At 60.4% G+C, this 11,534-nt stretch carries 13 protein-coding genes and 1 pseudogene; 8 read left to right on the top strand and 6 right to left on the bottom strand.

Annotation, left to right across the window (positions count from 1 at the left end):
* Positions 1-161 precede the first annotated feature (161 nt).
* Positions 162-542 (top strand): cupin domain-containing protein, encoded by a 381-nt coding sequence (locus tag ACM6IM_RS22115; protein WP_371049718.1) that lies wholly within the window; start codon positions 162-164, stop codon positions 540-542.
* Positions 543-632: 90 nt separating this feature from the next.
* Entirely contained in the window at positions 633-905 is a 273-nt protein-coding gene (locus tag ACM6IM_RS22110; protein WP_371049719.1) for an I78 family peptidase inhibitor, read from the top strand.
* 93 nt (positions 906-998) lie between these two features.
* Here ACM6IM_RS22110 and rpmG read toward each other — a convergent pair whose 3' ends face one another.
* Together rpmG and rpmB are read right to left on the bottom strand one after the other, a co-directional pair.
* Positions 999-1,154: a 50S ribosomal protein L33 gene (gene rpmG / locus ACM6IM_RS22105; RefSeq protein WP_007894709.1), complete on the bottom strand. Its 156-nt coding sequence runs from the start codon at positions 1,152-1,154 to the stop codon at positions 999-1,001.
* Between the two features lie 11 nt (positions 1,155-1,165).
* Positions 1,166-1,399 (bottom strand): 50S ribosomal protein L28, encoded by a 234-nt coding sequence (gene rpmB / locus ACM6IM_RS22100; RefSeq protein WP_007894701.1) that lies wholly within the window; start codon positions 1,397-1,399, stop codon positions 1,166-1,168.
* 445 nt (positions 1,400-1,844) lie between these two features.
* Between rpmB and ACM6IM_RS22095 the strand changes: the two genes are divergently transcribed.
* On the top strand, positions 1,845-3,431 hold the full coding sequence (locus ACM6IM_RS22095; protein WP_414866313.1) for an ABC transporter substrate-binding protein: 1,587 nt from the start codon (positions 1,845-1,847) through the stop codon (positions 3,429-3,431).
* 61 nt (positions 3,432-3,492) lie between these two features.
* On the opposite strand, the gene radC is transcribed toward ACM6IM_RS22095, so the two are convergent.
* The gene (radC, locus tag ACM6IM_RS22090; RefSeq protein WP_192307116.1) at positions 3,493-4,167 is read right to left on the bottom strand and encodes a RadC family protein; all 675 of its coding nucleotides are present in this window, start codon (positions 4,165-4,167) and stop codon (positions 3,493-3,495) included.
* Positions 4,168-4,303: 136 nt separating this feature from the next.
* Between radC and coaBC the strand changes: the two genes are divergently transcribed.
* The 4 genes and pseudogenes from coaBC to argB all read left to right on the top strand — a co-directional run bounded on the left by coaBC (position 4,304) and on the right by argB (position 8,546).
* Positions 4,304-5,512 carry a bifunctional phosphopantothenoylcysteine decarboxylase/phosphopantothenate--cysteine ligase CoaBC gene (coaBC, locus tag ACM6IM_RS22085; protein ID WP_192307374.1) on the top strand — a complete coding sequence of 403 codons (1,209 nt, stop codon included), beginning with the start codon at positions 4,304-4,306 and terminating at the stop codon, positions 5,510-5,512.
* 4 nt (positions 5,513-5,516) lie between these two features.
* The gene (gene dut / locus ACM6IM_RS22080; RefSeq protein ID WP_414866312.1) at positions 5,517-5,972 is read left to right on the top strand and encodes a dUTP diphosphatase; all 456 of its coding nucleotides are present in this window, start codon (positions 5,517-5,519) and stop codon (positions 5,970-5,972) included.
* A 277-nt stretch (positions 5,973-6,249) separates the two neighbouring features.
* Positions 6,250-7,623: pseudogene (locus ACM6IM_RS22075) on the top strand (phosphomannomutase/phosphoglucomutase); the annotation flags it as partial.
* Between the two features lie 17 nt (positions 7,624-7,640).
* Positions 7,641-8,546: an acetylglutamate kinase gene (gene argB / locus ACM6IM_RS22070; protein WP_192307119.1), complete on the top strand. Its 906-nt coding sequence runs from the start codon at positions 7,641-7,643 to the stop codon at positions 8,544-8,546.
* An 87-nt stretch (positions 8,547-8,633) separates the two neighbouring features.
* Here argB and pyrE read toward each other — a convergent pair whose 3' ends face one another.
* Complete coding sequence (gene pyrE, locus ACM6IM_RS22065) at positions 8,634-9,278, bottom strand: orotate phosphoribosyltransferase (RefSeq protein ID WP_192307120.1); 645 nt, start codon at positions 9,276-9,278, stop codon at positions 8,634-8,636.
* An 82-nt stretch (positions 9,279-9,360) separates the two neighbouring features.
* Here pyrE and ACM6IM_RS22060 point away from each other — a divergent pair, with 82 nt between their 5' ends.
* Positions 9,361-10,140: an exodeoxyribonuclease III gene (locus ACM6IM_RS22060; protein WP_192307121.1), complete on the top strand. Its 780-nt coding sequence runs from the start codon at positions 9,361-9,363 to the stop codon at positions 10,138-10,140.
* A gap of 71 nt (positions 10,141-10,211) precedes the next feature.
* On the opposite strand, the gene ACM6IM_RS22055 is transcribed toward ACM6IM_RS22060, so the two are convergent.
* Positions 10,212-10,580: a DUF4870 domain-containing protein gene (locus ACM6IM_RS22055; RefSeq protein ID WP_192307122.1), complete on the bottom strand. Its 369-nt coding sequence runs from the start codon at positions 10,578-10,580 to the stop codon at positions 10,212-10,214.
* A gap of 24 nt (positions 10,581-10,604) precedes the next feature.
* Complete coding sequence (gene rph / locus ACM6IM_RS22050) at positions 10,605-11,327, bottom strand: ribonuclease PH (RefSeq protein WP_150742910.1); 723 nt, start codon at positions 11,325-11,327, stop codon at positions 10,605-10,607.
* Positions 11,328-11,534 lie beyond the last annotated feature (207 nt).

The following is an 11,534-nucleotide window of genomic DNA, read 5'->3' as shown; positions in this document are numbered from 1 at the left end:
CCTGCAATCGGCCCGGCGCAACCGCCACCCTAAACCAGTGACCGGGTTTGTTTCAATATATTTGACATAAGGTCGGCAAACGGCCTTGCGGTGTTCAATTTAATAAACATAGACTTTGGACCTTCCAGCCACTCGCGCCGCAATCACGGGGGATTACAACAATGAGCATCCAGAACATCGTCGACTTCAGCCAGACCAACACCGAGCCCGAGCGCTACCGGCCGGACCAGGCCAAGGTGCTCAAGGGCGACCCCGAGCAAGTGGTCTACAACCACTACAACAGCCCGTGCGGCCAGTTGAATGCGGGTGTATGGGAGGGTGCCGTGGGCCAGTGGCTGGTGAACTTCACCGAGCACGAATACTGCGAGATCGTTCAGGGTGTTTCAGTGCTGCGGGACAACGACGGCAACAGCAAGACCGTGCGTGCCGGTGATCGCTTCGTCATTCCGGCCGGGTTCAGGGGCACCTGGGAAGTATTGGAGCCGTGCCGCAAGATTTATGTGGCGTTCGAACAGAAGCCTTTTGAGACTCGCGATAAATAGTTACCGCACGCCTTCGCTAACCTTTGCCGATGCTGGCCTGGCGCCTGAAAAAGGCGCCAAACCTCATCTTACACAAGGAAGCGAATATTCATGAACACAGTCCTCACCAGCGGTTTTCTGGCAAGCCTCACCCTTGCACTGACTTTGATGCAGGCGCATGCCGAGCAACCGCAACAATGCAATGCGCAACAGGCCAGCTACCTTATCGGCCAATATCTGACACCGGCGATTGTGCAGCAGGCACGCGGGGAAGCAGGCACGACCAGGGTTGCGATCAACCCCGATACGCAAGAATTTGTACCTGATCGCCTGCGAATCGTTACTGATGCAGACATGAAAATTACTGAAATTTCGTGTGGTTAAACTTTTGCTGATTAGCTCGTGACCGGAGTAGCGATAACAAAAAAGGCCCGTATCTCGCGATACGGGCCTTTTTCGTAAGTCCGGAAAAATCAATTACTTGATTTTGCCTTCCTTGTAGATCACGTGCTTGCGAACAACCGGATCAAATTTCTTGATCTCGATTTTGTCCGGAGTAGTGCGCTTGTTCTTGTCGGTAGTGTAGAAGTGACCAGTACCGGCGCTCGAAATCAAACGAATCAATTCACGCATGATTATCTCCCTTAGATCTTGCCAGCTTTGCGGATTTCGGCCAGCACGACAGTGATGCCACGCTTGTCGATGATACGCATGCCTTTGGCAGATACGCGCAGACGCACGAAACGTTTCTCTTCTTCAACCCAGAAGCGGTGATGCTGCAGGTTCGGCAGGAAACGACGACGGGTTTTGTTGTTTGCGTGGGAAATGTTGTTCCCAGTTACCGGACCCTTACCGGTAACTTGACATACTCTAGACATGCCTCAGCCCTCTAAAACCACATGCCCAACCCGGCATGGGTTGGCCGCTTAATCTCTAGTCATTGTGGCGCCAGGCGCCGCGATTCTTTAGAGGTCTTACCGGCTACACCTACAGTGAAGGAACCGGGCCCCTAGAAAAGAGCGCTGCTTTATACCAGAAAGACTGGAGAGCAACAACATTCGCTGTGCGCTGAATCAATAAAAACCCCAATTTTCCGGCGCCGGGCGCCTTGAATAAAGGCTATCGACGCTGGCAACCGCTCGTCGCCGAGAATCGGCCGACACGCCTGTCAGGGTTTTCTACCGGTCAGCGCCGACGAAAACCAGTGCACATCGTCCTCTTAAAATGAAAAAGGGGATAGTCATTTGCAAACGAGCCCACTAGGGTAGGCCTTTTCCAGACTGCACTTGCAGATGGGCCTTCGATCTGTAAAGGAATCCGACCATGCGCCTTGCTGCCCTACCGCTGTTGCTTGCCCCGCTTCTGCTGAGTCCATTGGCCCATGCCGCCGCCCTGAGCGTGTGCACCGAGGCCAGCCCGGAAGGGTTCGACGTGGTGCAGTACAACTCGCTGACGACCACCAACGCCTCGGCCGACGTGCTGATGAACCGCCTGGTGGACTTCGACACCGCCAGCGGCAAGGTGGTCGCCGCCCTGGCGGACAGCTGGGAGGTCTCCCCCGATGGCCTGACCTACGTGTTCAAGCTCCATCCTCAGGTGAAATTCCACCGCACCGAGTATTTCAGCCCGACCCGCGAGCTGACGGCCGAGGACGTGAAATTCAGCTTCGATCGCATGCTCGACCCCGCCAACCCTTGGCACAAGGTCGCGCAGAGTGGTTTCCCGCATGCACAATCGATGCAGTTGCCCACGCTGATCAAGAAAATCGACGCGCTGGACCCACTGACCGTGCGCTTCACCCTCGACCATGCGGATTCGACGTTCCTGGCGACGCTGAGCATGGGCTTCGCCTCGATCTACTCGGCCGAATACGCCGACAAGCTGATGAAGGCCGGCACCCCGGAGAAACTCAACAGCCAGCCGATTGGCACCGGGCCGTTCGTGTTCACGCGCATCCAGAAAGACGCCTCGGTTCGCTACAAGGCCAACCCCGACTACTTTGGCGGCAAGCCGTCGGTGGACCCGCTGATCTTCGCCATCACCCCGGACGCCAACGTTCGCCTGCAGAAGTTGCGGCGCAACGAATGCCAGATCGCCCTGTCGCCCAAGCCACTGGACGTCCAGGCCGCACTGAAAGAACCGACCTTGAAAGTCGAAAAGACCGACGCCTTCATGACAGCCTTCGTCGGCATCAACAGCCAGCACCCGCCGCTGGACAAACCTGAAGTGCGCCAGGCCATCAACCTCGCGTTCGACAAGGCCAATTACCTCAAGGCCGTGTTTGAAGACACCGCCGAAGCGGCCAATGGTCCGTACCCGCCCAATACCTGGAGCTACGCGAAGAACCTGCCGGGCTACGCCCATGACGTCGAAAAGGCCAAGGCATTGATGGCCAAGGCCGGCCTCAAGGACGGTTTCCAGACCACCCTCTGGACGCGTCCGTCAGGCAGCCTGCTCAACCCCAACCCGAGCCTCGGCGCACAGCTGCTGCAATCGGATCTCGCGGAAATCGGCATTCAGGCCGAGATTCGTGTGATCGAGTGGGGCGAGCTGATTCGCCGCGCCAAGGCCGGTGAACACGACCTGCTGTTCATGGGCTGGGCCGGCGACAACGGCGACCCGGACAACTTCCTCACGCCGCAATTCTCCTGCGCTGCGGTCAAGTCCGGCACCAATTTCGCCCGCTATTGCAACCAGGACCTGGACAAGCTGATCAGCGCCGGCAAGACCACCGGCGAGCAAGGCGTGCGCACCAAACTCTATGAACAGGCCCAGGCGCAGATCCAGCAGCAGGCGCTTTGGCTGCCGCTGGCCCACCCGACCGCCTTCGCCCTGACGCGCAAGGACGTGACCGGGTATTCAGTCAGCCCGTTCGGTCGCCAGGATTACTCGAAGGTCAGCCTCAAATAACCGCACCACAAACCCTGTGGGAGCAAGCTCGCCCCACAGGGTCAACACTTCGTCCTGCCCTCTACATCCACCCATACTCCGCCATGGACAGGGGGTCGCCGTCGCCGATGATGAAGTGGTCGAGCACCCGCACGTCGATCAGGCCCAGCGCCTCTTGAAGTCGCTTGGTCAACACACGGTCTGCCTGGCTCGGGTCGGTATTGCCCGACGGGTGGTTGTGGCAGAGGATCAGCGCCGCTGCGTTGTTCGCCAACGCTCGCTTGACCACCTCTCGTGGGTGAACACTGGTGTTGTCGATGGAGCCGCGAAACAGCGTTTCGAACGTCAGCACCTGATGCTTGGAGTCCAGGAAAAGGCAGCCGAAAACCTCATGCGGCTCGTGGCGCAGCATCGATTTCAGGTATTCCCGAACCGCATGGGGGTTTTCCAGCGCCGATTTTTGACGTGCCCGTTCGGCCAGATGGCGCCGGCTCATCTCCTGAGCGGCTTGCAACTGAGCGAACTTTGCCGGACCCAGCCCCAGATGCCTGCTGAACGTTGCCAGATCGGCTTCGAGCAATGAACGCAGGTTGCCAAACTGGCTCAACAAATGCCGCGCCAAATCCACCGCGCTTTTACCCGGTACGCCGGTGCGTAAAAAAATCGCCAGCAACTCGGCGTCCGAAAGGCTCCCGGAGCCTTGCTCAAGCAATCTCTCCCGCGGCCGCTCCGCCGCCGGCCAATTGCGAATACTCATAACACCTCCCTGGTCTGTGGGCTCCGCTGTTCCGTAGCGGTCGCTGTGATATCTTAGCCCATCTTTTTTGCGGGCGATTTCACTCCTGGGGAGGGGGTATCGCCACGCAGTCATCCACGAAATGAAAGGCAGACCTATGCAGCGGCTGTATCGGAAACGCATCGTTCTGGGCGTCGGCGGCGGCATTGCTGCCTATAAAAGTGCCGACCTGGTTCGCCGCCTGATCGACCAGGGTGCCGAAGTGCGCGTGGTCATGACCCGTGGCGGCAGCGAGTTCATTACCCCGCTGACCATGCAGGCCCTGTCCGGGCACCCGGTTCACCTGGACCTGCTGGACCCTGCGGCCGAAGCGGCCATGGGCCACATCGAGCTGGCCAAGTGGGCCGATATGGTGCTGATCGCCCCCGCCACCGCCGACCTGATCGCCCGTCTGGCACAAGGCGTCGCCGACGACCTGCTGACCACGCTGGTGCTGGCCACCGATGCCGTGGTCGCCATCGCCCCGGCGATGAACCAGGCCATGTGGCGCGACCCCGCGACCCAGGCCAACCTGCAAACCCTCGAAAGCCGCGACATCAAGGCCTTCGGTCCGGCCTCCGGGAGCCAGGCCTGCGGCGACGTGGGGCTGGGGCGCATGCTCGAGGCCGTCGAGCTTGCGCAGTGCGCGGCCGACTGCTTCAAACGCCAGGCACTGACCGGCAAACACGTGCTGATCACCGCCGGTCCGACCCAGGAAAACATCGACCCGGTGCGCTACATCACCAACCACAGCTCCGGAAAAATGGGCTTTGCCCTGGCCGAAGCCGCCGTGGAAGCGGGCGCCCGCGTCACCTTGATCACCGGCCCGGTACACCTGCCGACCCCGGATCGCGTCACGCGTATCGACGTGGTCAGTGCCCGCGACATGCTCGCCGCCTGCGAAGCCGCGATCCCTTGCGACCTGTTCATCGCCTCGGCCGCAGTCGCGGACTACCGCCCGGAAGTGGTCGCCCCGCAAAAACTCAAGAAAGACCCTACGAACGGCGACGGCCTGTTGCTACAGATGGTGCGCAATCCGGACATCCTGGCCACCATCGCCACGCGCCCCGACCGTCCGTTCAGTGTCGGTTTCGCCGCCGAAACCGAACACCTGCTCGACTACGCTGCACGCAAGTTGAAAGACAAGAACCTCGATTTGATCGTCGCCAACGACGTCGCCAACCCGAGCATTGGTTTCAATAGCGAAGAAAACGCCTGCAGCGTGATCGACCGGGCGCTGCACGCCACCCTTTTCGCCCAGACCAGCAAGAGCAAAATCGCTCGCCAACTGATCACTTTTATCGCCGAACGTCTGAACCAGGTTTAATCGAATGCACGCTTTGCAAGCCAAGATCCTCGACCCACGCATCGGCAGCGAATTCCCGCTGCCCCAGTACGCCACGCCAGGCTCCGCCGGCCTCGACCTGCGCGCCATGCTGGACAAGGACACCATCATCAAGCCAGGCGAAACCCTGCTGATCCCGACCGGCCTGTCCGTCTACATCGGCGACCCGGGGTTGGCCGCGCTGATCCTGCCACGCTCCGGCATGGGTCATAAGCACGGCATCGTGCTGGGCAACCTGGTCGGCCTGATCGACTCCGATTACCAGGGCCCGTTGATGGTGTCGTGCTGGAACCGCGGCCAGAGCGATTTCAACATCGTGGTCGGCGAGCGCCTGGCCCAGTTGGTGCTGGTTCCAGTGGTGCAAGCGCACTTCGAGATGGTCGAAGAGTTCGTCGAGACCGAGCGCGGCAGCGGGGGCTTCGGTCACTCCGGTCGCCAGTGAGCGCGGATGTCGCACAGTGGGAGCCGGTCTGCTCCCACAGGTTCGAAGCTGAAAAAAGTCTACCCTGGGATCTCCAGGGTTAAGCGCTTGAAATCAGGGCATTGGCTGGCCAGATGGCGGTCGGCAGAGGTGGCATGGCCTTTTCGCACCACGAACTCTCTGCGCAAAACGCCGTCATACCCTTCAGTTTGAGCCTGCTGGCGAGTTTTTGGCGCCAGGGTCCAGCCACTTTCGAGATGGAGCATCCCTACCGATGAACACCCCCGCCCAAGTCGTCCCTACGTTCCCCGACAGCATTTTCCGCGCTTACGACATTCGTGGCACCGTGCCGGAATTCCTCAACGCTGAAACCGCGTACTGGCTCGGTCGCGCCATCGGCGCACAGAGCCTGGCCCAGGGTGAGCCGAACGTTTCGGTAGGTCGCGACGGCCGCCTGTCCGGCCCGGAGCTGGTGGCGCAACTGATCAAGGGCCTGGCCGAGGCCGGTTGCCACGTCAGCGACGTTGGCCTGGTACCCACTCCTGCGCTGTATTACGCGGCCAACGTGCTGGCCGGCAAATCCGGGGTCATGCTCACCGGTAGCCACAACCCGTCGAACTACAACGGCTTCAAGATCGTCATCGCTGGTGACACGCTGGCCAACGAACAGATCCAGGCCCTGCACGAACGCCTCAAGACCAACAATCTGACCAGCGGCAATGGCAGTGTCACGCAGGTCGAAATCCTCGACCGCTACAACACCGAAATCGTCCAGGACATCAAACTGGCCCGCCGCCTGAAAGTCGTGGTCGACTGCGGTAACGGCGCGGCCGGCGTGATCGCCCCGCAACTGATCGAAGCGCTGAACTGCGAAGTCATCCCGCTGTTCTGCGAAGTCGACGGCAACTTCCCGAACCATCACCCGGACCCGGGCAAGCCCGAGAACCTCGTGGACCTGATCGCCAAGGTCAAGGAAACCAAGGCCGACATCGGCCTGGCCTTCGACGGCGACGGCGACCGCGTCGGCGTGGTGACCAACACCGGCAGCATCGTCTATCCCGACCGCCTGTTGATGCTGTTCGCCCGCGACGTGGTGGCGCGCAACCCGGACGCGGAAATCATCTTCGACGTCAAATGCACCCGTCGACTGACGCCGCTGATCAAGGAATACGGCGGTCGGCCGCTAATGTGGAAGACAGGTCATTCGTTGATCAAAAAGAAAATGAAACAATCCGGCGCCCTGTTGGCCGGCGAAATGAGCGGACACATCTTCTTCAAGGAGCGCTGGTTCGGTTTCGACGACGGCATCTACAGCGCCGCCCGGTTGCTGGAGATCCTGAGCAAGGAGAAATCCACCGCGGAAGAGCTGTTCGCAACCTTCCCGAACGATATTTCTACGCCGGAAATCAATATCCATGTGACCGAAGAGAGCAAATTCAGCATCATTGATGCACTGCACGACGCGCAGTGGGGCACAGGCGCCGACCTGACCACCATCGACGGCGTGCGAGTCGACTATGCCAAAGGCTGGGGCCTGGTTCGCGCCTCCAACACCACGCCGGTGCTGGTGCTGCGCTTCGAGGCCGATGACGAGGCTGAATTGCAACGCATCAAGGACGTCTTCCGCGTCCAGCTGAAGCGTGTTGCACCTGATCTCCAACTACCGTTCTGATTCACCCGGAGCCCTGAATGACCCTCGAACGCGAAGCCGCCGCCAACACCGCCAAGGTCCTGTCCGAAGCGCTGCCTTACATCCGCCGCTATGTCGGCAAGACGCTGGTGATCAAATACGGCGGCAACGCGATGGAAAGCGAGGAGCTGAAAACCGGCTTCGCCCGCGACATCGTCCTGATGAAAGCCGTGGGCATCAACCCGGTGGTGGTCCACGGTGGCGGCCCGCAAATCGGTGACCTGCTCAAGCGCCTGTCGATCGAAAGCCATTTTGTCGACGGCATGCGCGTCACCGACGCGGCGACCATGGACGTGGTGGAAATGGTCCTCGGCGGCCAGGTCAACAAGGACATCGTCAACCTGATCAACCGTCATGGCGGCAGCGCCATCGGCCTGACCGGTAAAGACGCCGAGCTGATTCGCGCGAAGAAACTGACCGTCACCCGCCAGACCCCGGAGATGACCCAGCCGGAAATCATCGACATCGGCCACGTCGGCGAAGTGGTCGGGATCAACACCGACCTGCTGAACCTGCTGGTCAAGGGCGATTTCATTCCGGTCATCGCGCCGATCGGCGTGGGCGCCAACGGTGAGTCGTACAACATCAACGCCGACCTGGTGGCCGGTAAAGTGGCCGAGGCCCTGAAGGCCGAGAAACTGATGCTGCTGACCAACATCGCTGGCCTGATGGACAAGGAAGGCAAGGTGCTGACCGGCCTGAGCACCCAGCAGGTCGACGCCCTGATCGCCGACGGCACCATCTATGGCGGCATGCTGCCCAAGATCCGCTGCGCGCTGGAAGCGGTCCAGGGCGGCGTGGGCAGCTCGCTGATCATCGACGGACGCGTACCCAACGCGATCCTGCTGGAAATCTTCACCGATACCGGCGTCGGCACCCTGATCAGCAATCGCAAGCGCCCTTAAACGCTGGCAGAGACAAAAAGACCCCGCTCAGCCTGGCTGAGCGGGGTCTTTTTTTGCCACCAAACCTTCCCCCGAGGGAGCGCAATATCAGACGCCGAACTGGGCGCGGTACGCTTCCACGGCCGGCAGGTGCTGCTTGAGTTGCGGATCGTCGGCCAGGAACTCCAGCACCTGGTTCAGCGAAACGATGCTGATCACCGGAATGCCGAAGTCACGCTCCACTTCCTGGATCGCCGACAACTCGCCGTTGCCGCGCTCCTGCCGGTTCAGGGCGATCAGCACGCCCTTGGCCTTCGCGCCCTCCTGGGAGGCGATGATCTGCATCACTTCGCGGATGGCGGTGCCGGCAGTGATCACGTCATCGATGATCAGCACGTCGCCGGTCAACGGGGCGCCGACCAGGCTGCCGCCTTCACCGTGGGCCTTGGCCTCCTTGCGGTTGAAGCACCATGGCACATCACGCTCGTGGTGTTCGGCCAGGGCCACTGCAGTGGCTGCAGCCAACGGAATGCCTTTGTACGCCGGGCCGAACAGCACGTCGAACGACAGGCCGCTCTCGACGATGGCCGCCGCGTAGAAACGCCCCAACTGTGCCAGGGCGGAACCGGAGTTGAACAAGCCTGCATTGAAGAAATACGGACTGGTGCGCCCGGACTTCAGGGTGAACTCACCGAAGCGCAAAACGCCGCGATCGATGGCAAAACGAATGAAATCGCGCTGATACGCCTGCATGAAAAAAACCCCAAATACCACGGATTTAGCTAAATAGGTTGACGCCGTGTATCATACACGCACGCGATTTTTGGGGCCATTTATGCGGATCATCAGTGTGAACGTCAATGGTATTCAGGCTGCAGTCGAGCGAGGTTTGCTCAGTTGGCTGCAAGCACAGAATGCCGACGTCATCTGCCTGCAGGACACCCGCGCCTCCGCCTTTGAACTGGACGATCCAGCCTTCCAACTGGATGGCTACTTCCTTTATGCCTGCGAAGCCGAAGTTCCTGCCCAGGGTGGCGTGGCTTTGTATTCGCGGTTGCAGCCGAAGGCAGTCATCAGCGGTCTCGGCTTCGAGACAGCCGACCGCTACGGGCGCTACCTGCAAGCCGATTTCGACAAGGTCAGCATCGCGACCTTGCTGCTCCCTTCGGGGCAGAACGGCGATGAAGACTTGAACCAGAAGTTCAAGCTAATGGACGACTTCGGCCGTTATCTGGATAAACAGCGGCGCAAGCGGCGCGAGTACATTTACTGTGGCTCGCTGTACGTGGCGCAACAGAAGCTGGATATCAAGAACTGGCGTGACAGCCAGCAATCCCCGGGCTTCCTGGCACCTGAACGTGCCTGGATGGACGAGATTGTCGGCAACATGGGGTATGTCGATGCCCTGCGCGAAGTCAGTCGCGAAGGCGACCAGTACAGCTGGTGGCCGGACAACGAACAGGCCGAGATGCTCAACCTTGGCTGGCGCTTCGACTACCAGATCCTGACGCCGGGCCTGCGTCGCTTCGTCAGAAGCGCGCGTCTGCCACGTCAGCCACGGTTCTCGCAGCACGCGCCACTGATCGTGGACTACGACTGGACGCTGACCATCTAAGCAGACACAAAAAAGCCGACCTCAAGTGTCGGCTTTTTTGTGCACGCTGATTTCCGATGTGGGAGCAGTGTTTACTTGATCAACCGCCAGGTGAACGGATACCGGTAAGGCAACCCCTCATTGGCCTTCACCCCGGCAATGATGGTCAGTACCAGGGCGCCAATGGCGATCAAGCCAAACAGGAAGAACCCGATGATCACCACCATCAGCAGGAAGCAGATGGCGGAAGCGATGGCGACAGTGATCTGAAAATTCAGCGCCTCCTTGCCCTGCGCATCGACGAACGGGTCCGAGTCGCGCTTCATCTGCCACAGGATCAGCGGGCCGATCAGTGTTCCGAAGGGGATCCAGATCCCCAGCAAGGCGGACAGATGACAGAACATTGCCCACTGCCGGGCCTCCTTGCTCGGGATCGGTAGCAGCTCTTGTTCATCACTCATGATGTCCTCCTTGCTGGAGCGGTATCAGTCGGCCAGTGCGGCCTTTTGCAGTTCGAAGATTTCGGTCATGCCCTTTTTCGCCAGCTCCAGCATCGCGTTCAGGTCTTCCGGCTGGAACGGAGCGCCTTCAGCGGTGCCCTGAACCTCGATGAAGCCGCCCGTGCTGGTCATCACCACGTTCAGGTCGGTCTCGGCAGCCGAGTCTTCAAGATAGTCCAGGTCGAGCACCGGCTCACCCTGGTACATACCGACGGACACGGCACCAATCATTTGCTTGAGCGGATCGCCGCCCTTCAGGCCACCGCGCTTTTTGATCACTTTCAAGGCGTCGACCAGCGCAACCATGGCGCCGGTGATGGACGCGGTGCGGGTGCCGCCATCCGCCTGGATGACATCGCAGTCGACGTACAGGGTGACATCGCCCAGCTTGGACATGTCCAGGGCAGCCCGCAGCGAACGGCCGATCAGGCGCTGGATCTCGAGGGTACGGCCACCTTGCTTGCCCCGGCTGGCCTCACGCTGGTTACGCTCGCCCGTGGCGCGCGGCAGCATGCCGTACTCGGCGGTCAACCAGCCCTGGCCCTGACCCTTGAGGAAACGCGGCACGCCGTTTTCGACGCTGACGGTGCAGATCACCTTGGTATCACCGAACTCGACCAGTACAGATCCCTCGGCGTGTTTGGTGTAGTTGCGGGTAATGCGGATCGAGCGGAGCTGATCGGCAGCGCGACCACTTGGACGTTTCATAGGGAATACCTGTACGGGGGACGGAAAACTGCCGAGCATTATAGAGCCGTGCACCGAGCCTGGGCACTTCTAAAAAATCCGTCCGACGATTGAAGGCCCGGACTTGAGCCCGCAACAGCACTTTACCGACACCCTGCAGCGGTTTGTCGCGCCCGGCGTTTGGGCGCATCCGCCCCACTGCGCTACAATCCTGCGCCTTTGCTGCCT

Origin of the sequence: Pseudomonas sp. IT-P12, from assembly GCF_949767465.1 — a bacterium.
Classification (GTDB): Bacteria; Pseudomonadota; Gammaproteobacteria; order Pseudomonadales; family Pseudomonadaceae; genus Aquipseudomonas.
The sequence above is the reverse complement of the archived record's forward strand: the minus strand, read 5'-3'. Positions and strand labels throughout refer to the sequence as shown.